The following is a 21,689-nucleotide window of genomic DNA, read 5'->3' as shown; positions in this document are numbered from 1 at the left end:
TGGGTGCATGAAATTTGACTTTTACTGCGACGAATAATCAATAATTTGACGTTTCATTGACGTAAAAAAGTTGGCGGAAATCAGCGAGTTGGCTTAAACTTGTCACTAGTTGAGGTCGGGCTCGGGGTATGGGAATTAAACTGTACGACGATCCATATCCGTGTGATGCTTGCCTAGCGACTAATACGTAGCAGAGGTAGTGACTCTATATCTGCAGTCCATTCAACATAGTCTTGAGGGAATTATCTATGGCGCTCACAAAAGCCGATTTGGCTGAGAACCTGTTTGAGAATGTTGGACTAAGCAAACGGGACGCCAAGGATACGGTGGAAGTCTTCTTTGAAGAAATCAGGAAAGCTCTGGAACATGGTGAGCAAGTGAAGTTATCCGGATTTGGTAACTTTGACCTGCGCGACAAAAATGAGCGACCAGGACGAAATCCGAAGACAGGTGAAGATATTCCGATTTCAGCCCGCCGTGTCGTCACTTTCCGCCCAGGCCAGAAACTTAAAGCTCGCGTAGAAAGCATCGAAATCGAAAAATAACAGTTTTGAGTTCAGAACATGAACCCAGGTAAGGTGTGTAGGCTTTCCTGGGTTCAGCTTTTTTAGCGCTTTTTTCTTTTTTTGAGATCTTCTGCAAGCGCTCAGCCGTTACAAACATGTAGCTAACTTGTATATTACCCTCCAACGCTTTCACTGTGTAACGCTACTAAACAGTGAATACCTAAGATAAAACACTGATGAACTGACAAGCAAAAGAGCAATTACACGGAGGTTGTCGATGGCGTTTCTGAAACAGGTGAAGAAGGGGCGGTTCCTCAAAGCGACGCTGGACCTGGCTTCACCGTTTGAGTCCGGAGAATGGACACTGGATACCGGTGTTCAGTGTAAGCTGCCGATGCGCGGTGTCCTGGAGATCACGCCGCCAACGCTGAGCGGACATGAGAAAGACATCGTCCTCTCCTCAGGGGTGCATGGTGATGAAACCAGCCCGATCGAACTGATCCAGCGTTTGGCCGAAGGAATTTTGAAAGGGGAGATCATCCCTGCCCACCGATTATTGTTGATCATTGCTCACCCGGAAGCGATCAATGCGCATACCCGGTTTGTGACTGAAAACATGAACCGGTTGTTTAAAGCACGAAATGACGAGCGCAACGTTGATTGTGTGACGGCCAATGCGCTGCAACAAGCCGTGAGCGACTTTTATCATGGCTCGACGCAGGCGCAGCCGGATCGTTGGCATTTGGATCTGCATTGTGCGATCCGTGATTCAAAACACTACACTTTTGCGGTCAGTCCGTATACAGACAACCCAACTCGCAGCAATCGCCTGTTTGCATTTTTACAGCGTGCGCAAATCGATGCGATTTTGCTGTCTAATTCGGCCTCGCCGACATTCAGCTGGTATAGTGCGGAATACTTCTCAGCCCAGGCGCTGACAATGGAACTTGGCAAAGTCGCCCAGTTTGGTAAAAATGATCTGACACGTCTGGAAGACTTCTACAGCGCGATGCTGGCGCTGGTCACTGAAGTGGATGTGCCGCTCGAGTGGTACGGTGAGACCATGAGCGTGTACAAAGTCACCCGTACTCTGACCAAGCAGACCGATGCGTTCCACTTTACATTCCCGGCCAACCAGGCCAACTTTACTCATTTTGAGGAAGGAACATTACTGGGCGGTGACGAAGGGGTGGAATATACCGCTGCACAAGGCGGTGAAGCGGTTGTGTTCCCGAACCCGAATGTGGCGGTGGGTCAGCGTGCCTGCCTGCTGGTGAAGAAAACCCGGGTAAACTTCAGAGAGCAGGTGACTGTCGAATAATTCACCCGAACGATTCATGACAGGCGGCGGCCAGGCAAAGAATGTCGCTTCTTTGCGGTCGCCGCTTTTCATTCCAGGGCCGAGAAGGTATTGTAAACGCTCCGTTTTTACCGTATTCGTCCCATGCAACTAAATGATCTTATTCTCCGCCAGCGTGCCCGGTGGCAGCTCAGCCTGATCCTGAGTGCCGTGGCGTTGGTGATTTCTGGTTTTTTCTCTCTCGCCGTGGGCGAAATCTTCATCTGGCCCTGGTCGCCCGGCAGCGAGCTTGAACAGCAGTTCTTGATCCAGTTGCGCATGCCACGGTTATTAGCCGCTATGGCCATCGGGGCTTCGCTGGCCGCTTCCGGTGCTGTGTTGCAGGTTTTATTGGGTAACCCGCTGGCTGAGCCCGGGGTGATTGGCATTTCCGGCGGCGCCAGCCTGGCGCTGGTGATCCTGCTGTTTTTCTTTCCTGCAATCTCGAATCCGATGATCACTATGGTGACCGCGATGGCCGGGGCCTTGTGTTTTACCCTGATCCTGGCCGGATTGTCGCGGCGGCGTAAAGTCTCAACCACCCGTTTGTTGCTCATCGGAGTAGCGCTGGGGATCTTGTCCGGCGCAGTGGTGACCTGGGCTTTTTATTTCAGTGATGATCTGAACTTGCGGCAACTGATGTACTGGCTAATGGGAAGCGTTGGTGGCGCAAACTGGTTGCAACTCTCGCTGCTGTTATTGGTTGTGCCGGTATTGGGCTGGCTCTGTTGGCAGGGACAAAAGTTGGATCTGCTGATGCTGGGTGAGAGCCAGGCTCGGCAGTTGGGGCTGGATGTGACGGCGTTTCGCTGGCGTTTGATCCTGGTGGTTTCCCTGCTGGTTGGCGCCGCGGTGGCGCTGGGTGGTGTGATTGGCTTTATCGGGCTGGTGGTGCCGCATTTACTCCGGTTGGCTTTGGGGACTGAAAATCGCTACTTGCTGCCGCTCTCTGCAATGTGCGGTGCTTTGCTTCTGGCAGTGGCTGATATTTTTGCTCGGGTGTTGTTGCCGGCAGCGGAGCTGCCGGTCGGGGTGGTGATCACCAGTCTCGGGGCGCCGGTGTTTATTTGGATGCTGCTGCGATCGCAAATGGACTAAATCGATGAACGCTATGAATCAACAGGCGTTGCTCCTGGATGTGAAAAACCTCGCGATGCCGCCGCGCCTATTACCCGTGTCCTTTACGGTCGCAGCCGGTGAGATTGTTCACCTGATTGGCCCCAATGGCAGCGGCAAGAGTACAGCGATTGCCATGCTGTCCGGCCTGGTCGCGGCCAGGGGAGAAGTGCGCCTGCAGGGACAGCCCCTGGCTGACTATGATTTGCCGACCCTGGCGACGGTGCGCTGCTATCTGGCGCAGCAGGACAGGCCGGCATTTTCTGTTGGGGTGTATCATTACCTGGCTTTGGCGCTCTCTGCGCTGGGGAAGCCGGATCCGGTTGCGGTCCAGCAAGCGCTGGACGAGGTATGCCAGGCGCTCAGTATCGCCGATAAGCTCAGCCGCAATATTCAGCAGCTGTCGGGTGGGGAGTGGCAACGGGTACGACTTGCGGCAGCGTGTCTCCAGGTTTGGCCTGCGTTAAACCCGCAAGCAAAGCTGCTGTTGCTGGATGAACCGGCCGCGGCACTGGACATTGGCCAGGAAGCGGCGATGTACAAATTGATCCGCATGATGGCGCAAAAGGGGATTGCTGTGGTCATGGCGAACCATGATTTGAACCGGACTTTGCGTGAAGCGGATAAAGTGATTTTGCTCAATCATGGCAGCTGCGTGGCTAAAGGTGAGCCGGAAACCGTCATGACCGTTGAGCGGTTGGAGGCGGTGTTTTCGACTCGGGTCCAGCGAATCGAACATCGCGGACAGGCGTGTCTGATTTTCTCTGACTAGCACGCGAGAGATGGGTGAGAAATATGCCCCGGCTCGCAAAAATCATCCTTCATTCCCCCGTGACTCACGGGCAGATCGTTGTCAGTTTGTTATAATCATAGTTTCATATTTTTGATAAAGAAGCCGAAACAGGAAGTTCGGCTGATGAGGACACGAACATGAACGCACCGAGCTGGGATCTTTCCATCGCCTACCAGGATCTTGCCGATCCCAAAATTACCCGGGATATCGAGATGATCCAGTCGCTGATCAATCGCCTGGAAGCGCTGGATCCGACACGTCTTGAAGATCTGCAACAGGCGCTGCGGATTGATGCCGACATATCGGTGACGCTGTCAACGTTATCGACGTTCGCCAATTGCCTGGCTTCTGTGGATGCCAGCCATGAAGGGGCCAAGAAACTGGCTGGACAGGCAGACCGACTGTATTCGCAGGCTGAGCAGGCGTTGAATCCATACTTGCAGGCCATCATTCATCTCGATGCGAACGTATTTGAGACCTTACTGCAAGGCGAAGGGCTGGATGTGTTTCGCTTTAAACTCGAACGCCGACGGTTACAGCGTCACCGAATGTTGTCGGTTGGCGAAGAGCAGTTGCTGTCAGCGATGAACGTGGATGGCCGCAATGCCTGGGGCCGGTTGTATGATAACCTGACCGGCAGCCTGTCGGTCAAGATGAAACTTGTCGATGGCCGTGAGGAAACTGTGGGACTGTCACAGGCAGCGAGCCTGCTTTATGGCCCGGATGCGTTGCGGCGTGAGCCGGCTTGGCACGGGATTTCCGAGGTGATGACGGTCCATCAGGAGTCATTTGCTGCCATTCTCAATGGACTGTCGGGTGGCCGGTTAACCGAGTATGAAAAGCGCAGCCATACCGAGCAGGTGCATTTTCTCGATCCGAGCCTGCACACCAGTCGGATTGAAAAGTCGACCCTGGATGCAATGATTGGCGTGGCGCGGGACAATCGTGCTGTCGGTCAAAAAGCGGGCCTGGCGATGGCGGCCTTGTTTGGCACTGACAAACTCAAACCCTGGGATGAGCTGGCGTCAATGCCGGCGCTGGACGGGGGCGAGAGTGCGACCTACAGCTTTGACCGGGGCATTACGATTATCCGTGAAGCCTTTGCTGGGGTAGACCAGGAAATGGCAGATTTTGTCGACTGGATGGTGGAAAATCAGCGGATTGATGCGGCGCCACAGCCACACAAGCGCTTGGGGGCCTATTGCACCAAGTTTGCCGATACGCGTTCGCCGCTGGTGTTTATGACCTGGGGCGGCAGTATGTCTGATGTCCTGACGCTGGCCCATGAGCTTGGCCATGCCTTCCATAACTGGGTGATGCGGGACATGCCGCTGGCCCGCACCGAATATCCGATGACGCTGGCGGAAACCGCCTCAATCTTTGCCGAGAATATTGTTCGTGATGCGCTGATGGCCAAAGCTCAGACCACACAAGATCAGCTCCAAATGCTGTGGGAAGAAGCGCAATCGGCATTACAGCTGCTGATCAACATTCCGGTGCGTTATGAATTTGAAAAGGCTTTCTATGAGCAGCGCCAGCAGGGCGAGCTGACACCCGCACAATTACGTGAGCTGATGGGGGAGACCTGGCGTGAATGGTATGGCGAAGCCATGGACGAAACCAATGCCATGTTCTGGGCCAGCAAGCTGCATTTCAGTATCCCTGAGATCAGCTTTTATAACTATCCGTACCTGTTCGGTTACCTGTTCAGTAAAGGGGTTTATGCGCAGCGGGCGGTGAAAGGCGAGCAGTTCTACGCCGATTATAAAGCCTTGCTACGTGATACCGGCTCTATGACCGCTGAAGCTGTGGTGCAGAAACACTTGGGGATGGACATCCGTCAGCCAGCATTCTGGCAGCAAAGTGTGGATATGGTGCAGCAACAAGTGGCGGCGTTTGAACGTCTGGTTGCGACTTTGAAATAACTTACTGTCCTGAGAAACAACAAAGCGGTTTATCCGGTGGCTGAATAAACCGCTTTTTCGTACTTGATGACGTAGATTCAGTCAGTAAAAAGCTTATACCAACCGCAGTAAATAAGGGGTCATTCTAGCTTGTTCAAATGCTCGATAACTGCGTTAGAATTTTTGATTGTAGAATAACTACTCATCTAAAAATTCTGCCTTGTTCTCAAACATTTTTCCGGCGCTATTTCTGATCACTGACTTACTTTGATTGGTATTAGAAGCTGTAACGCGCACCCAGTTGATAGCTGGTTTCTTTCAATTCATCAAAATCGCGGTGCTGCAGGTTGGCTTCCACGCTGAAATGACGCGTCAGCTGGATGTTATTGCCCAGGCGCAGCTCATGCAGGGTGTCGTCATAGGCTGCTAGTCGAACTGCCGGCTCAATGGTCCAGTTGCGCATCACCTGATAACGGGCACCCACTTCACCGGTTAGGCCGGAGTCATCACCACTAAAGGTGGTTTTCGCGTTGGAGAAGCCCCAGTAGTGCACATCCAGTTCTGCTTCGCTGTGCGCAATCCCGGCCAGGCCGTAGACGGTCATGTTGTCATTTACCGGATGGTAGTAACCCAGGCCCAGCAGCGAGTGAGAAATAGTCAGATCGTTGTCAGCGGTCCCTTCACTGCGCGCTTCTACAAAGACCTGATCGGTGAAGTTCCAGCTGCCGCGCAGGTAAATGCCGGCCGTATCATCCGTTGTTGTGGCGCCCCAGGCGTTCGCTGAAGAAACCAGATCGTGATTGTATTCAGAGATCTGAAGCCCGCCGCTGACAAAGTTGAAGTTTTGAGTCGGGTTTTCAGCCTGGGCAGAAAAAGCTGTGATCAGCAGGGCAGACAGTGGCGCTAGAGCAATCTTGTTCATGATGTTTACCTGTTTCTTGTTCTGACAACCTGGATATTGATAGGGTTGTCTTTGTCATGGGGGGAGGTTAACGCCAATAAAAACACTGTGCAATAATATTTTGAACATTGTTTTTATTGGATGGTGCGTTTGGCTGAAAATTGAGCAATATAACCACCGGCTTTCTGCCAGGAGGGGTGTGAAAGCCGACAGACGGCTCTGACTGGCAATATCAAACCCATGATGCATATGCATCAATAGTGTTAACTTGGTCATGGAACCCTATTGAGTGATTGATTTAAGATGAAATCTGTACTTATTAAGTAGGACAGGGAAGCACATGAAAAATACGTTTGAGCACGCATTGCCCAATGCGGAAGGTTATTTTGGCGAATATGGCGGGAGTTTTATTCCGCCGGAATTGCAAGAAATTATGGTTCAGATCACCGCTGCTTATGAGTCTTGTCGCCAGGATCCGGCGTTCCGTGAAGAGCTGGCACGTTTGTATAAGCATTTTGTTGGCCGGCCAAGCCCGATTTTTCATGCCGAGAATCTTTCCCGTCAACACGGCGCGCCGATTTACCTCAAGCGTGAAGATTTGAACCATACTGGTGCCCACAAAATCAACCATTGCCTTGGCGAAGCACTGGTGGCGAAAAAAATGGGCAAGAAGAAACTCATTGCTGAAACCGGGGCAGGCCAACATGGTGTCGCCCTGGCAACGGCCGCGGCGCTGGTGGGGTTAGAATGCGATATCTATATGGGGGAAGTGGATATTGCCAAGGAGCATCCAAATGTTGTGCGGATGCGGATCCTCGGGGCCAATGTGATCCCGGTAACCCACGGACGAAAAACGCTGAAAGAAGCGGTGGATGCGGCCTTTGAAGCTTATCTGAAAGATCCGGTGAATCAGTTGTATGCCATTGGCTCGGTGGTGGGCCCTCACCCATTCCCGATGATGGTTCGTGATTTTCAGTCCATTATTGGCAATGAAGCGCGGGTGCAGTTCCAGGATATGACCGGCCATCTGCCGGAGAACCTGGTCGCCTGTGTCGGCGGTGGCTCTAATGCCATGGGGCTGTTTAGTGCATTCCTCGACGATCCCGGCGTAGCGCTCCATGGTGTGGAGCCGGCCGGTCGCTCACTGACCGAAGCGGGAGAGCACGCAGCGACGCTGACGCTGGGAGAGCCGGGTATCATGCATGGCTTTAAATCTTACATGCTCAAAGATGATCAGGGTGAGCCGCAGGAAGTATATTCGGTTGCCAGTGGGTTGGATTATCCGTCGGTCGGGCCGCAGCACAGCTACCTGAAAGATATCGGGCGGGCGCAGTATGGCACTGTCAGTGACGAAGAGGCAATTGCGGCATTCTTTGAGCTGTCGCGCAGCGAAGGGATTATTCCGGCAATTGAATCAGCACACGCGCTGGCCTATGCCTTAAAGCTGGCCAAGGGTGGTGAGAAAGGCTCGATTTTGATCAACCTCTCCGGCCGGGGCGATAAAGACATTGATTTTGTCGTCGAGCATTACGGTAAGGATTATGGCATTGATTCGGTTTAGTCAGTGACTGGAGCAAATCTGATGTGAATCAGGGGCGCCGAGGCGCCCCTTTGCGTTGCAGAAGAGATACAGCGTGATCAGAACCCTTCGGCCTGGAGAATATAATCCAGTGCGCCGGTGACAGCTGCCACTTGGGCATCATTACACTCTTGCTCGGTCACTTTCGGGCTGTCCGGATAGACTTCCGTGGTGGTGCCGTAGACACAGTTGGTCAGGCCACTGCACAAGCCCAGCTGTTTGGTCGGGTAGTTGATGACACCTTCCTGGGTGATCGGCTCGCCGATTATTTTTCCTGTTTTGTCCGGCGGGGCAATATGCGTTACGGGGCGGACGGCATCAATGACAGCTTTCTGGAAATCCGGCTGAGGATTGTCTGCATCACCGACCAGGTAGAAACCATCCGGCACTGTGCCTTTGATGTAATCAACCCCGTCACGGGCCGCTAGCGCCGGACGAAATTCCAGCTCATCGGTATCTGTGGTTTCATGCAGATCAATGTGCGCCAGAATGTCGCTCTGCAAGGATTCGACCAGGTTCATCAGGGCCGCGGATTCCTCTGCCGGGCTGTTGGCGTAAAAAGAACGGTTGGGATCGACGGCGTTTGGATTCCAGCGATTGATCGTCTCATAGCCCCACGGACTGACACAGGGCGCAACCAGCAGATTGAACCACTGGCTGTATTTCTCGGCTTGCTCGGCGATAAACTGAATGGCGCCATGAACACCGCTGGTCTCGTAGCCATGAACGCCGCCGGTCACCAGAACCGTTGGTTTCCGGCTGTCCCAGTGTCGGGTTTTCAGAGCAAACAATGGATAGCGGTTTTTGTCATAAGAAAGTGCGCCGTACTGTACCCGCTCAAAGCGCTTATCCAGCGGTTTAAGTTTTGCCAGCACACCGTCCTGATAAGAACGTTTGAACGTCACCTGATCGCGCCAGGCGTGTTTCTCTTGATCGCCCCAGGGGGTACCAGGTGTGCCGATCGGGTAGGGATGGGTATAGTTCATGAGGTTCCCTTGGTCATGATGAAGATGATCAGGCCGAAAGCATAACAGCCGACGTGTGCATCGCAATAGGATTTTCCGCTTAATAGAGTAAGAAAAGGCGGCCCGAATGGACCGCCAGAATGGTTTATTGCAGCGTTTTGCTCCGATCAGCTGGTTTTAAACTGACCAACCAGTTTTTTCAGATCGGCGCCGGCATGATTGAGTTCACTGACGACCTGCTCGGAGCTGCGGCTCGATTCGGTCAACTCGGCAACAATATCCTGAATGGCAACCATGTTGCGGTTGATCTCATCTGTGACTGAACTTTGTTCTGTCGCCGCGGTGGCGATCTGGCTGGTCATGACGTTGATTGCTTCAACCGCACCGGTCACGGTCGACAGGCTCTCAGTGATGGAGTTGGCGGCATCCACGGCTTCACTGCAGGTCGACTGGCTATGGGTCATCGAAGAGACGGCCTGTGAGACCAAAGCATGCAGCTCATCCAACATCTCTTTGATTTCCTGAGTACTGGACTGGGTCCGGCTGGCCAGTCCGCGTACTTCATCGGCCACCACGGCAAACCCGCGTCCTTGTTCCCCGGCACGGGCGGCTTCAATCGCGGCATTGAGGGCCAGTAGGTTGGTCTGTTCGGCAATGTCGCCGATCACTTTCAGGACATTATCAATTTTTTGCGACTGCTGGTTCAGTGAATGGATATGCTGGGCGGCTTGGTCCACTTCTTCAACCAAAGCTGTAATGGAAACGACAGAGGTGTCGACCCGCTGCTGGGCAATATGCGACTCTTCGCTGGCGCTGCTGGTGGCATTGGACACCTCATTGGCGTTCATCGCCACTTCGCTTGCGGCCGAGCTCATCTCTGTAATTGCGGTCACCACCTGCTCCGTCTCATTATTGTGCTCATGGAGCTGCTCGGTCAGGCGAACGGTTTGCGCATGAATATTGCCAGCCGCGCCGGAAACATGATGGGTGGCATCGGAGACCTGGGTGATGATCCCTTGGAGTTTTGCAACGAAGCGGTTAAATGCATCGCCGAGCTGGGCAATTTCATCGTGACCATGAATGTCCAGGCGACGGGTTAAATCGCCTTCACCGTCGGCAATCTCATTAAGAGTGCGCGCCATGTTCTGAACCGGGCGGGCCATGCGGTTGGCAAAGTAGAGAATTGCCATCGCAAAGAGCACACCAAGTACCAGGGTGGTTGTCAGGACGATTTGAAAGCGGCTCTGCATGCTGGAAATCGCATCATCACGATAGATAGCAACTTCCCGGTCTATATCGTCAACGTACAACCCGGTACCAATCATCCACTGGCCGTTGTTGACACTGGTTGCGAAGCTCAGCTTCGGTTGCGGCTGCCCGCCACTGGTCTTCGGGTAGTTGTAGGCGACAAAGCCGCCGCCTTTTTGGCTGGCCTGGATCAACTCACGGATAATCGCGACCCCGTTGCTGTCTTTGAGGCCGATCATGCCCTGGCCGTGCTTTTCAGGTGTGAGCGGGTGAACCAGAGTGACCCCTTGGTGATCATAGATAAAAAAGTAGCCGGCATTGTTTTCGGCAAAACGGAGCGGTGTCAGGAGCTGGCGTAATTCATCAAGTGCGACTGTGGTGTTCGGGGTGTTGGCGAGGACATGCTCTACGGCATGCTTTGCAATGTTGACTGTATCTTTCAGCTGATTCTTCCGTTCCTGAACCAGATTCTCCTGATAAAGTCCAACTTCTTCATCAATTGCTTTATTTTCCAAAGTAATGATGATGCCAATCGCAGCGCTCATCATCACAAGAGCGGGTAACAAACCGAGTAGCAATAACTTGCTTTTTATCTTCATTTCTTTCATACGGCTTAACTCTATGTCTTTAAAATAAAATTTATATATTGGTATATGTGTTTATTCATTATATCGGCATGGTATGGAAAGTATTTAATCTATGTCATGTAATTTGTGCAGAATATGATCCAGATATTGTTATTGCTCACACTTATGCTCAGGTATTTATTCTTGATGCCTGGGTATGTAGGCGAAAACATTTTACACCGCTGGAAATGATGATTCGGTTGAGTCGTGCTGTGGGCGCGCGGGCCTTGGCGGAGCGGAGGTCACCGTTGGCTCGCAATCAAGAAACGAGACTTGGGCGTTCCGTGAATGAGACTCGTTTTAAATCATCCAGCCAAAGCTGAATATTCAAATGACTGTTTGAAAATAATGGCGTTGGGATAACCCTTCAGTGATCTATTTAAACCAGCCTTGTTCTCAAGTGTTTTGGAACGCTATTTCTAGTCACTGACTTACCGTCATTGGTATAAGTGATTACACTTTGATGAATGCAATGCTGGCGTTGGCTGGTTTTATATATTGTTTAATATGTCATTAGAGGGCTGATTCTTTTAAGAAAGGATAATTTTGACAGAGTAAATCATTTCCTTATCAGTAAATAAATGATTAAAGGTTTGGATGATACCCCCTGACCGAAAACAGCAATGATGGACAGTCAGGGGAAAATCAGGAAGTTTAGTTCGTTAACCGCACTTTGAGTCGCCGCAGTTAAGGCATGTCTGGCAGCCGTCCTTAATTATCACGGCTTTGCTGTGACATTTGTAGCAAAGCGTCGCACTGGGTGGAAAATTGCTGTTGTCGGCTTCCGCATCTTCAGCAGGCGTTGTTTCGGCTTCAATCTCGGCTGTCAACTCTTGCTGCTTCGCTTTCAGGAACGCTTGCTGGTGGACATCCGGCTCCGGTTTGTCCAGCATGCCGATCTCCGTCAGGTGCTGCTCAATCACATTGCCGATTTCGGCAATCAATGACGGCACGTATTTGCCCTTGTTCCAGTAGCCCCCTTTCGGGTCGAACACTGAGCGCAGCTCTTCTACCAGGAAAGTACAGTCGCCGCCTTTGCGGAACACGGCCGACATAATACGCGTCAGTGCAACAATCCACTGATAGTGCTCCAGGCTTTTGGAGTTGATGAACACCTCAAACGGGCGGCGGATTTCGTGCTCCGTGCCCTCGTTCAGCACGACATCATTGATGGTGATAAACAGGGAATGCTCAGAGATATGCTCCGGGGTTTTGAGTTTATAAGTCGAGCCCAGCAGCTTTTCCGGGCGCGGCATGTCTTCATGCATGTGGACCACTTCCGGCACTTTGGTTGTCGGCAGCTCAGCAGTTGCTACCGCGGCCGTTTCATCGGACGGGGTCTTGACTTTGAACCCGACAATTTTACTGTCAATTTTCTTGACCATGATGTTGTTACCTTACTTAAAATTTGCCGTAGTAGCCTTCTTTCAGCGCATCATAAAGATTGGCTGCAGTGTGGGTTTCACCATCATACTCTATGGTTTCGTTCCCTTTGGCTTCCAGGGTTGAGCCGTCTTCCAGTGTGAACACATAGGTGGTGTTCTCCAGATCCTGCTCTTTGACCAGTACCCCCTGGAATACTTCCGGGTTAAAACGGAACGTGGTGCAGCCTTTCAGCCCCTGATCGTAGGCATCCATATAGATGTCTTTAAAGTTCTCAAACGGGAAGTCGGTCGGCACGTTGGCGGTTTTCGAAATCGACGAGTCGATCCAGCGCTGGGCAGCAGCCTGAATCGCGACGTGCTGAGCCGGTGTAATATCATCGGCGGTGATGAAATAATCCGGCAGCTTAGCCTCGGGGTCGTTGCTGTACGGCATCGCCTGTTCGTTGATGAGGGTGCGGTAGGACAGCAGCTCGTAGCTGTAGACATCCACGCTCTCTTTGGACTTTTTCCCGGCCACAATGACATTACGGGTGTAGTGGTGGGCAAAACTGGGTTCGATGCCGTTACTGGCGTTATTGGCCAGAGACAGCGAAATCGTGCCTGTCGGCGCAATAGAGCTGTGGTGGGTAAAGCGGGCCCCGTGCTGTGCCAGCTCCGCCACCAGTTCCGGTTCAACTGCCGCAACCTGCTGCATGTAGCGACTGTAGCGGGCGTGCAGCACTTTACCTTTTACCTTGTCGCCAACCTGGATGCCGTCTTCGGCCATTTCCGGGCGCAGGCGCATCATTTTGGCGGTGATCTCAAACACCTCTTCCATCACTGGCGCGGCGCCTTTCTCTTTGGCCAGGCTCAGGGCTTCTTTCCAGCCGGTGACGGCCATTTCCTGGGCAATCTGTTCGGTGAAAGCAACGGATGCCGCACTGCCGTATTGATGCTTGAGCATGGTCAGGGTTGAGCCCAGACCTAAAAAGCCCATGCCGTGACGGCGTTTGTGCTGAATTTCGTGGCGTTGTTTCTCCAGCGGCAACTGGTTGATTTCAACCACGTTGTCCAGCATCCGGGTAAAGATGGCAACTACCCGGCGGTAGCTGTCCCAGTCAAAACGGGCCTTGTCAGTAAACGGATCGCGCACGAACTTGGTCAGGTTGACCGAACCCAGCAGGCAAGCCCCGTAAGGTGGCAGCGGCTGCTCGCCACACGGGTTCGTGGCGCGGATCTCTTCGCAGAACCAGTTGTTGTTCATCTGATTGACCTTGTCGATCAGGATGAAACCTGGCTCGGCGTAGTCATAAGTTGAACTCATGATCACGTTCCACAGCTTGCGGGCCGGCAAGGTGCGGTAGATTTTACAGGCGACGCGGCCCAGATCATCTTCAATCAGGTTGGTTTTGGTCGGCCAGTCGGCCCAGACGATGGTCTCGTCGGTGTGCGGATCCAGTTGGTCCTGTTTGGCTTCGGTGGCGGTGATCGGGAAAATCAGTTGCCATTCGCTGTCGGTTTTGACCGCGTTGATGAATTCTTCGGTGATTAGCAGCGACAGGTTGAACTGGCGCAGGCGACCATCTTCACGCTTGGCGCGGATAAAGTCGATTACATCCGGGTGACGGATATCCATGGTGCCCATCTGCGCGCCGCGACGACCTCCGGCTGAAGAGACGGTGAAACACATCTTGTCGTAGATATCCATGAACGACAGCGGGCCGGAAGTATAGGCGCCGGCGCCAGAGACAAAGGCCCCCCGCGGACGCAGGGTCGAGAAATCATAGCCGATGCCACAACCGGCCTTCAGGGTCAGTCCCGCTTCGTGAACCTTGCCCAGGATATCGTCCATTGAATCTTCAATGGTGCCGGAGACGGTGCAGTTAATGGTTGAGGTTGCAGGTTTATGCTCGAACGACCCGGCGTTGGAGGTGATGCGTCCTGCCGGAATGGCACCGTGACGCAGCGCCCACAGGAATTCGTTGTACCAGTGATCTTTGACCTTACTTTGTTCTAAATCGGCTAACGCGCGCGCGACGCGTTTGAATGTATCATCCAGGGTCTGATCAATCGCTTCTCCATGCTTGGAAGTCAGACGATATTTGCTGTCCCAGATCTCCATCGATGTCGGCTGGTAAGCAATTTCGATTGCCTGTGAGGCTGCTGAAGCCGTTGGGGTTTTCGCCATTATGAATGCACCTTAATGTTTGTCTTCTATTCCAGCACAAATGATAGAAAACCAGGTCATAACAACCGGTTTTATATTCATCTCATCACCCAGTCACCCGGTGATAGGTTGTGGCAAGGCGGCAGATCAAACCACTATCAATCTGGATCTTCAAGTCTTGACAGTGACATTCAGCCGTCTTGTCACCTGGCTGTAAAAATAACGGCTTAGATGAATGCAAACTGTATAAAAAACGGCGTGAAATGAAGGGTTTTGTTACATTTTCAAGGTTCGAAACCAGTACAAGGGTGGGCTTGCAAGTCGTTGAGTATTTGGCCCGGCTCCGATATGATGGCGGGCTTTTTCAGCGTGGGGAAATCGGAATGTATATTGGGTTTGATTACGGGACAGCCAATTGTTCGGTGGCAATGATGGCAGAGGGAAATCCTGTGCTACTACCGTTGGAAGGCGGCAACCACTATATTCCTTCCACGCTGTGTGCACCGAGCCGGGAAGCGGTGAGTGAATATCTGTATCGGCACATGGGGGTCTCGCCCCGGGAGACGGTCGGGGAACAGCTGTTGCGGCGCTCGATTGCCATGAACCGGGAAGAGGGGATTGACGTCGAGCCGGGGGATATGCGCTTTGGCCAGGCTGCTTTGGATCTGTATCTCGATGATCCGGAAGAAGTGTATTACGTCAAATCGCCCAAGTCTTTCTTAGGCGCCAACGGCTTGCAACCGGTTCAGATCAGCTTCTTCGAGGATCTGGTGTGTGCCATGATGCACAATATTAAAACTCAGGCAGAGCTGACTACCCAGCAAACGATTGAGAGCGCGGTGATCGGTCGCCCGATCAACTTTCAGGGCACTGGTGGCGAGAAGGCGAATCAGCAAGCCGAAGGGATTTTGCGTCAGGCGGCAGAGCGGGCCGGTTTTCGCCACATTGAATTCCAGTTCGAGCCGGTCGCAGCAGGGCTGGATTACGAAAGTACCCTGACAGCCAATAAGACAGTGCTGGTGGTCGATATCGGTGGGGGAACCACGGATTGCTCGATGATTCAGATGGGGCCGGACTGGCGTGACAAGGCTGATCGTCAGGCCAGTTTGCTGGGCCATACTGGCCTTAGGGTTGGGGGAAATGATCTGGATATTCACCTGGCCTTCCGTCAGCTGATGCCATTGTTGGGCCTTGGTAGCCAGAACCTGAAAGGGATCGATCTGCCGGTGAGCCAGTTCTGGAATCCGATCGCGATTAATAACATCGCGGCCCAGACTGATTTTTACACGGCGGCAAATTATCGGGTGCTGGAGCAGTTGCTGCGCGATGCGGCAGAGCCGGAAAAACTCCGCTACTTGCTCCGGGTTCACCAGGAAACCCTGGGCTACCAGTTGGTCCGCAAAGCTGAGGAGTGCAAGATTGCGCTCTCTGAACAGGCTGCCAGCCAGGTGGTGCTGGGGAGTTTATCAGCGGACTTGGTCGCCTCTGTGTCCCAGCAGGACATGGCGCAGGCGATTGAGTCGCCTCGGGTGAAGATCAGCCAATTGGTCACCGAGGTGATCCAGCAAAGCGGTGTCAAACCGGATGTCGTCTATATGACCGGCGGTACTGCGCGCTCTCCGATTCTGCGGGCCTGTATTGAAGAGCTCCTGCCGGGCGTCCCTCTGGTCAGCGGAAACTATTTTGGCTCGGTGACCGCAGGCCTGGCCCGCTGGGCGGAACACTGCTTTGCTTGAGCTGATCTTTGCTGAAGTGCTCTGAGAGACGATGACTCTATCTGAATTTGGAACATGGTGTTGTTCTATGGGCAAGCCCGATTCCATCGGGCTTGCCCGGTGAACGTTTAAGGACGTTTGACCCAGGCTGAGCACCAACCATTGGCTGAAACGACTTTGCCGGGAAATAGTTGGCAAGGTCGCCAGTCGGCACCCTCTTCCCCTTGGAGCAGGGCGCAGCCGTCACACTTCTGATCTTCATGTGGCGAATTTTCAACATATTGTAGGGCTTTCGCTTGTGGGTCATCTTCGGCCAGGTGGGGCAGGTCGGCAGCTTGAGCCGGGCGGATTAGGGTTTTGCCGCCCAGCGTTATACCGATCACGCCGGCCAGGCTGAATTTCAAGAACGTCCTGCGGCTTGAGTCTTTCTTCATATCGATTTCCTCTGATAACACGACATTGCATGGTTTCTTGTAAGGCTCTGTTTTGAGTTTTACGTTTCCTGACGAATATCGGATTGCTTGCCGATTGAGATCAGGTCCGTTTAAGTGTGGGAGGGATATGGCGCGAGTGACAGATTCATTTTGCGACATTCGCGGTATTCTTGGTCGATGACCGAGATTCGCCACAGTGACAAAGATACTGCGGGAATAGTCGCCTGATCATTTAACACTTTGTAAACATGGGTGTCATCGAGGCTTCAATTCCAAGTGGTTGACTATTAAGGATTGATGCAGCGCAAGGTATTATCAGATTGTAACGTTTGCGTGGTTGAAACATTTTATTTACAAGTGCATCATGTGTCCGTCTCACCAATGATGACAATAACAAAGGTAAGAAAATGAACTTATTTCTGATTGATATTGATGGAGTTTTGGTTGAATCAGACGCTACAGCTCTTCATTGTTATAGCCAGGCTATTGAAGATGTCATCGGGATCCAGATCCACACGGACTGGCCTCAATATCAAAATGTGACGGATGCAGGGATCTTAGATGAAGTGATTCAGTTGCATCATGTGACAGCGAACCGCTCCTTGATTCATCGCCAGGTCGAAAGTCGCTACCTGGCACTGCTTCGCGAGCATGTGGCAGCCAATTCTTCTGCATTTACCCAGGCGCAGGGTGCTACGTCGTTTGTTGAGCAAATGCAGGCCAGAGCCGATACCCATGTCGCCATTGCGACCGGGAACTGGGCGACGGTTGCCGCGTTGAAATTACGGGCGGCAGGCGTGGCTTTAGACAGGATGAGCCTGACCACGGCGTCGGATGCGTCAAGCCGGACTGAAATTATGGCGCTGGCTGCATTTCGTGCCAAACAAGACTCTGGCGCAACGTTTGCCCGCCGGGTGTTCTTTGGTCATCACAGCTGGAACAAGCACGCTGCGCAGGAGCTGGGCTACGACTTTGTCGAGGTCGGACAAGCAAAACAACACCGCCACCATATCCCGAACATGGTGCACTTCAAAGCGGCTTTTTCTCAGCTGGCGTTGCAATAACCGGCTTTCCTGACCATGGGGTTCCGGTTATTTTTCTAATCTGTCGTCGCGGTTTCGCTGCAATTCGGTACTTTTTTGTCTAGTCTTCCATTAAGGAAGCGCAAGAAAATGTTGTTGGAGTGGTACCGCGCATGAAAAAGAGTAACGAATGGGTGATTCGCTGGTTTACGGATATCTGGCAGCGGGCTGACGGTCGGTTGCTGTCAGAATATGCCGCAGATCCGTTTAGCTTTCACTTGCCCGGCGGGCGGATCCAAACGGTGAGTCATGAAGCCTACCTGGGTTATCTGGAGATCTGGAGCCAGCGCTTTCGTGATGTGAACTTTACGGTGCGGGATATCGTCAATGAAGGGGAACGAACGGTCGCGATTTATCATTGCCGTGCACTCTACAACGGTGGTTGGGCAAAAATCCCGGCGCGCAAGCAGCAGGTTGAGATGACCGGCATGGTTTATTTTTTGCGTCAGGGCAACTTGATCACCGAGTGCCGTTTGGAAGACAGCAGTTTCGATCTCTACCAGCAACTCACCCGGTATATTGATTAGCCAGTAAAGCAAAGCGGCACGATGATCACCATGCCGCATTGAGTTGGGGTCTATGTCTTGAATGCGTTAAGCCGTCTGCGTCTGGAGCACCCGGGATTGCTTGAGCGCTTCAAAATACTGCCGGGTTTCACCGATAATGACCTGGCGCAGCAGGAGCAGGCCAATCAGGTTCGGAATGGCCATCAGGCCGTTGACGATATCGGCGATCAGCCAAATCATATCCAGCTTTAAGAAAGCGCCGCCGGCAATCAACACCAGAAAGAACAGCTTGTAAGGCAAGATGGCTTTGACCCCAAACAGGTAGGTCACACAGCGCTCGCCATAATAATTCCACCCTAGAATGGTGGTGAATGCAAAGAACATCAGCCCGACCGAGACCATCAGCGGTCCCCAGTAGGCAGAGTCCAGTCCGCTGGCAAAGGCGAAGGTTGTCATGGCGGCACCAGCGTAATCGCTCTGCCAGGCACCAGTCACCACCAGGGTGAGGCCGGTCATGGTACAGATGATAATGGTATCAAAGAAGGTCCCGGTCATGGAGATCAGACCTTGCTGCACGCAGGACTCGGTTTTGGCGGCGGCTGCGGCCATCGGTGCACTGCCGAGGCCGGACTCGTTTGAGAACACCCCGCGTGCAATCCCGGATTGAATGGCAAGCATGATCCCGGCCCCGACGAAGCCACCGGTGGCGGCATGGCCGGTAAAGGCAGACTGGATCACCAGCTCAATAGCGGCCGGCACGGCGTCAAATTGAGACGTCAGCACCGTGAGACAGGCGACAATGTAGAGCCCGGCCATCAGCGGTACCACTTTACTGGCAACCTTGGCAATCGATTGGATCCCGCCGAGGGTGACTGTGGCTACCAACAGGGTCAGCAGGACCGCGGCCAGTTCTCGTGGCACTTCAAATGATAAATAGGCGGCATCAAGAATGGCGTTGGTTTGCGGGAAGGTTCCGATCCCGAAACAGGCAACTCCGAGGGCGAAGATCGCGAATAGTTTCGCCAGCCATTTGCTGCCGACCCCTTTTTCCAGATAGTACATCGGGCCGCCGATCATCTGGCCGTTGGCGTCAACTTCGCGGTATTTAACAGCAAGCAGACACTCGGCATATTTGGTGGCCATACCGAATAGGGCTGCCAGCCACATCCAGAACAAGGCACCCGGCCCGCCGAGCTTGATCGCAGTGGCCACGCCCACGATATTGCCGGTCCCGATGGTTGCCGAAAGGGCGGTACATAAGGCGGCAAAGCTGGAAACGTCGCCTTGGCCGCGGCCTTTTGCATTGCCTGAGAACAGGTAGCGCAGTGCCAGTGGCAAGTGCCGTAGCTGAATAAAACCCAGGCGTAGCGTGAGGTATAAACCGGTGCCGACTAGCAGGATCAGGAGGGGCGGTCCCCAGACCAGGTTATCGACGGTTTCAAGAAAGTGATAGAATGGATTCATGATTCTCCCCTTAAACATCAAAGGAAGAGATGAAGAACAACAGAAAAAGGGTGTTACAGAAAATTGCGATGGTCATATTTCTGAGCTGTTGATCTTATCTCCTCTGTCCTTTTGCCTGAGAGTTTCACTTGTCTGCGGTTGAAACTGTCAACCAGCCGGCAAGTTTGCTCCTTCGGCGTCCGATCGAACGGATCTCTCCAGAGGCTCCTCCAACAACAGTCCATACCAGCATACCTATTCATGGAAATGCTGGTGCCTGAAAGATTTACACCTTATCAACCAGTTGACCTTTTTAGGTAAAATCAGGTGATAACGTACTTACTTCTTCGGCGGGCGTGTACTTCACCAGATGGGTCAGTATCGTGCCACTCTCCTGCTGTCTTCATCGGAACTCATTTTGCGCTGGTTATACTAATGTATAAAAATGTGATTGTCTGCATAAAAGTGGCAGGGCGGTATAAAATTTGGCTCTATGGGGCTTGATATCGAGCAAAATATGTTCAATGGCTGGTGGGTTGCGTATTGGGCAGGCTGAGTGGGTAGCAGAGTTGGCATGGCCAGCAGGGGCGGATAATTGACATGGATGAAGTAATTTATAGTAAATCGCACTGTTCTGTTAATTTTTTATGGCGTTCTATACTATTTTCTAGGCAGCAGTAGACAGTGAATCTATAGATTAAATAGGAATTAAAACGAGCTTATCAATCCGCATTGGGCATATAAAGCCAATCTAAAAGCGTTCGGGTTTTGTATAAGCGTTTGAAGTTTCTGGGGTAGCAGAAAACAGCAGAGTTAATGCTTAAATTTGAAACAGGATCGCCCGGCTGGATTTATTTAGGTTTCTGAACGTTAATTATTCACAAGTGGTCAATTTTTTGACGACCAAAACAACAATTCCTATAAATGCTTACTTACTTCATCAACAAGGAGTGTTTCACCACAGCTTAGCCACAAGCTGTATGTACTAATCATACTGGTAGTAAGGTGAATTTGTGATTTGGGTCAGTTGTAGTCATCATGATAAGACGGCAGAAGCCAGAGAAAATCTAAAGCAATCACACAATGTTGTTGATGTATCGCCTTTTGAATTGCTGTCGACCATGACAGGCCAGGAATTGATTTTTTTGGAAGTCGTTGATTCCAGCTCAGAAGGCTTTGAATTACTGCGATCGATTAAAAGCCGTTTTCCACAGGCAAAGGTGGTGGTTGTTTACCATAGCCTGGATGCCAGCCTGGCACTGAATGTGTTACGGGCCGGGGGAGAAGATGTTTTGCCGGCCAATGCCACGCGTCAGGAACTGGATGAATGCTTTAGCCGGTTGCATACACATCAGGTTGAAACTGAAGCGGATACGGGCTTTGAGCACCGCGAGTTGTCAATCCGACCGGCATTGAAGATCATCGATGAGAATATCAGTGCGCCGTTGCGTGAGGAGGATCTGGCGAACGCCTGCCATTATTCACCGACATATTTTTCTCGTCTGTTTCATAGCATTATGGGCGTGACACTCAAGCAGTACATTATCAAGAAGCGTTTGGATTTGGCGTGTGGCCTGCTGAGCTCCGATCGGGAGAAAATCTCCCAAATTGCGAACTCTGCCGGTTTTAAGGATGTGTCGTATTTCTCGCGGGTGTTTAAAAAACACATGGGATGCTCGCCAGGCGAGTTCAGGATGCGTAAACATAATCTCAACACCTAATGCTAATCTGAATAACGGGGCATTCTTCATAGCAAAAATTCTCAACAACGATGTTGGGAATTTTGCCATGAGAGCCACACGTGACGGCAATTCCGCCGAGTACTTGCTCACTCTTCCTCTTCTGTCTGTGATGCCATCTTACTCATCTCATTCCATCAAAGTAGAAATGAAGCGATTGTTTAAAAAAATGATCGTATCTGCCGATAACCCGGGTAGGATGTGTCGCCGGTGCGACAATTGCCAGTAACCCGGTTGATTCATGATATACACTGAAAGGCAT

The 21,689-nt window shown here is 52.2% G+C and carries 17 protein-coding genes and 1 riboswitch; of the genes, 10 read left to right on the top strand and 7 right to left on the bottom strand.

Features of this window, described 5'->3' with window-relative positions:
- The first annotated feature begins 248 nt into the window (after positions 1–248).
- From ihfA to NNL38_RS09260, 5 genes are all read left to right on the top strand, one after another.
- Complete coding sequence (ihfA, locus tag NNL38_RS09280) at positions 249–545, top strand: integration host factor subunit alpha (RefSeq protein WP_255387773.1); 297 nt, start codon at positions 249–251, stop codon at positions 543–545.
- A gap of 238 nt (positions 546–783) precedes the next feature.
- On the top strand, positions 784–1,827 hold the full coding sequence (locus NNL38_RS09275; protein WP_255387772.1) for a succinylglutamate desuccinylase: 1,044 nt from the start codon (positions 784–786) through the stop codon (positions 1,825–1,827).
- A 123-nt stretch (positions 1,828–1,950) separates the two neighbouring features.
- Entirely contained in the window at positions 1,951–2,943 is a 993-nt protein-coding gene (btuC, locus tag NNL38_RS09270) for a vitamin B12 ABC transporter permease BtuC (RefSeq protein WP_255387771.1), read from the top strand.
- Positions 2,944–2,971: 28 nt separating this feature from the next.
- Entirely contained in the window at positions 2,972–3,733 is a 762-nt protein-coding gene (btuD, locus tag NNL38_RS09265) for a vitamin B12 ABC transporter ATP-binding protein BtuD (RefSeq protein ID WP_255390608.1), read from the top strand.
- A gap of 158 nt (positions 3,734–3,891) precedes the next feature.
- On the top strand, positions 3,892–5,679 hold the full coding sequence (locus tag NNL38_RS09260) for a M3 family oligoendopeptidase (RefSeq protein ID WP_255387770.1): 1,788 nt from the start codon (positions 3,892–3,894) through the stop codon (positions 5,677–5,679).
- 256 nt (positions 5,680–5,935) lie between these two features.
- Here the strand turns inward: NNL38_RS09260 and NNL38_RS09255 are convergent, their stop codons facing one another.
- On the bottom strand, positions 5,936–6,580 hold the full coding sequence (locus NNL38_RS09255; protein WP_255387769.1) for an outer membrane beta-barrel protein: 645 nt from the start codon (positions 6,578–6,580) through the stop codon (positions 5,936–5,938).
- A 319-nt stretch (positions 6,581–6,899) separates the two neighbouring features.
- Between NNL38_RS09255 and trpB the strand changes: the two genes are divergently transcribed.
- Positions 6,900–8,120: a tryptophan synthase subunit beta gene (gene trpB / locus NNL38_RS09250; protein ID WP_255387768.1), complete on the top strand. Its 1,221-nt coding sequence runs from the start codon at positions 6,900–6,902 to the stop codon at positions 8,118–8,120.
- Positions 8,121–8,197: 77 nt separating this feature from the next.
- Here the strand turns inward: trpB and NNL38_RS09245 are convergent, their stop codons facing one another.
- The 4 genes from NNL38_RS09245 to NNL38_RS09230 form a co-directional block, all read right to left on the bottom strand.
- Positions 8,198–9,124 carry a M14 family metallopeptidase gene (locus tag NNL38_RS09245; RefSeq protein WP_255387767.1) on the bottom strand — a complete coding sequence of 309 codons (927 nt, stop codon included), beginning with the start codon at positions 9,122–9,124 and terminating at the stop codon, positions 8,198–8,200.
- 146 nt (positions 9,125–9,270) lie between these two features.
- Positions 9,271–10,959: a methyl-accepting chemotaxis protein gene (locus NNL38_RS09240; RefSeq protein ID WP_255387766.1), complete on the bottom strand. Its 1,689-nt coding sequence runs from the start codon at positions 10,957–10,959 to the stop codon at positions 9,271–9,273.
- A 680-nt stretch (positions 10,960–11,639) separates the two neighbouring features.
- Complete coding sequence (locus NNL38_RS09235; protein ID WP_255387765.1) at positions 11,640–12,362, bottom strand: TSCPD domain-containing protein; 723 nt, start codon at positions 12,360–12,362, stop codon at positions 11,640–11,642.
- A gap of 16 nt (positions 12,363–12,378) precedes the next feature.
- Entirely contained in the window at positions 12,379–14,529 is a 2,151-nt protein-coding gene (locus NNL38_RS09230) for an adenosylcobalamin-dependent ribonucleoside-diphosphate reductase (RefSeq protein ID WP_255387764.1), read from the bottom strand.
- 362 nt (positions 14,530–14,891) lie between these two features.
- Between NNL38_RS09230 and yegD the strand changes: the two genes are divergently transcribed.
- A complete protein-coding gene (gene yegD / locus NNL38_RS09225; RefSeq protein ID WP_255387763.1) occupies positions 14,892–16,244 on the top strand; it encodes a molecular chaperone in 1,353 nt (450 codons plus the stop codon).
- A 107-nt stretch (positions 16,245–16,351) separates the two neighbouring features.
- Here yegD and NNL38_RS09220 read toward each other — a convergent pair whose 3' ends face one another.
- The gene (locus tag NNL38_RS09220; protein WP_255387762.1) at positions 16,352–16,657 is read right to left on the bottom strand and encodes a high-potential iron-sulfur protein; all 306 of its coding nucleotides are present in this window, start codon (positions 16,655–16,657) and stop codon (positions 16,352–16,354) included.
- A 407-nt stretch (positions 16,658–17,064) separates the two neighbouring features.
- On the opposite strand from NNL38_RS09220, the gene NNL38_RS09215 reads away from it, so the two are divergent.
- Both NNL38_RS09215 and NNL38_RS09210 read left to right on the top strand, forming a co-directional pair.
- A complete protein-coding gene (locus tag NNL38_RS09215; RefSeq protein ID WP_255387761.1) occupies positions 17,065–17,721 on the top strand; it encodes an HAD family hydrolase in 657 nt (218 codons plus the stop codon).
- 131 nt (positions 17,722–17,852) lie between these two features.
- Positions 17,853–18,266, top strand: a complete 414-nt coding sequence (locus NNL38_RS09210) for a nuclear transport factor 2 family protein (RefSeq protein WP_255387760.1) — start codon at positions 17,853–17,855, stop codon at positions 18,264–18,266.
- 66 nt (positions 18,267–18,332) lie between these two features.
- Here NNL38_RS09210 and NNL38_RS09205 read toward each other — a convergent pair whose 3' ends face one another.
- A complete protein-coding gene (locus NNL38_RS09205) occupies positions 18,333–19,709 on the bottom strand; it encodes an alanine/glycine:cation symporter family protein (protein ID WP_255387759.1) in 1,377 nt (458 codons plus the stop codon).
- 93 nt (positions 19,710–19,802) lie between these two features.
- Positions 19,803–19,920, bottom strand: a riboswitch (glycine riboswitch).
- 913 nt (positions 19,921–20,833) lie between these two features.
- Here NNL38_RS09205 and NNL38_RS09200 point away from each other — a divergent pair.
- Positions 20,834–21,409, top strand: coding sequence for a helix-turn-helix transcriptional regulator (locus NNL38_RS09200; RefSeq protein ID WP_255387758.1), 576 nt, complete (start codon positions 20,834–20,836; stop codon positions 21,407–21,409).
- The last annotated feature ends 280 nt before the right edge of the window (positions 21,410–21,689 follow it).

It is taken from the genome of Photobacterium atrarenae (assembly GCF_024380015.1).
GTDB lineage: Bacteria > Pseudomonadota > Gammaproteobacteria > Enterobacterales > Vibrionaceae > Photobacterium > Photobacterium atrarenae.
The sequence above is the reverse complement of the archived record's forward strand: the minus strand, read 5'-3'. Positions and strand labels throughout refer to the sequence as shown.

Coding starts and splice junctions, on each gene's coding strand:
- ihfA (WP_255387773.1), top strand. CDS start 249: ATGGCGCTCACAAAAGCCGATTTGGCTGAGAACCTGTTTGAGAATGTT.
- NNL38_RS09275 (WP_255387772.1), top strand. CDS start 784: ATGGCGTTTCTGAAACAGGTGAAGAAGGGGCGGTTCCTCAAAGCGACG.
- btuC (WP_255387771.1), top strand. CDS start 1,951: ATGCAACTAAATGATCTTATTCTCCGCCAGCGTGCCCGGTGGCAGCTC.
- NNL38_RS09260 (WP_255387770.1), top strand. CDS start 3,892: ATGAACGCACCGAGCTGGGATCTTTCCATCGCCTACCAGGATCTTGCC.
- NNL38_RS09255 (WP_255387769.1), bottom strand. CDS start 6,580: ATGAACAAGATTGCTCTAGCGCCACTGTCTGCCCTGCTGATCACAGCT.
- trpB (WP_255387768.1), top strand. CDS start 6,900: ATGAAAAATACGTTTGAGCACGCATTGCCCAATGCGGAAGGTTATTTT.
- NNL38_RS09245 (WP_255387767.1), bottom strand. CDS start 9,124: ATGAACTATACCCATCCCTACCCGATCGGCACACCTGGTACCCCCTGG.
- NNL38_RS09240 (WP_255387766.1), bottom strand. CDS start 10,959: ATGAAAGAAATGAAGATAAAAAGCAAGTTATTGCTACTCGGTTTGTTA.
- NNL38_RS09235 (WP_255387765.1), bottom strand. CDS start 12,362: ATGGTCAAGAAAATTGACAGTAAAATTGTCGGGTTCAAAGTCAAGACC.
- NNL38_RS09230 (WP_255387764.1), bottom strand. CDS start 14,529: ATGGCGAAAACCCCAACGGCTTCAGCAGCCTCACAGGCAATCGAAATT.
- yegD (WP_255387763.1), top strand. CDS start 14,892: ATGTATATTGGGTTTGATTACGGGACAGCCAATTGTTCGGTGGCAATG.
- NNL38_RS09220 (WP_255387762.1), bottom strand. CDS start 16,657: ATGAAGAAAGACTCAAGCCGCAGGACGTTCTTGAAATTCAGCCTGGCC.
- NNL38_RS09215 (WP_255387761.1), top strand. CDS start 17,065: ATGAACTTATTTCTGATTGATATTGATGGAGTTTTGGTTGAATCAGAC.
- NNL38_RS09210 (WP_255387760.1), top strand. CDS start 17,853: ATGAAAAAGAGTAACGAATGGGTGATTCGCTGGTTTACGGATATCTGG.
- NNL38_RS09205 (WP_255387759.1), bottom strand. CDS start 19,709: ATGAATCCATTCTATCACTTTCTTGAAACCGTCGATAACCTGGTCTGG.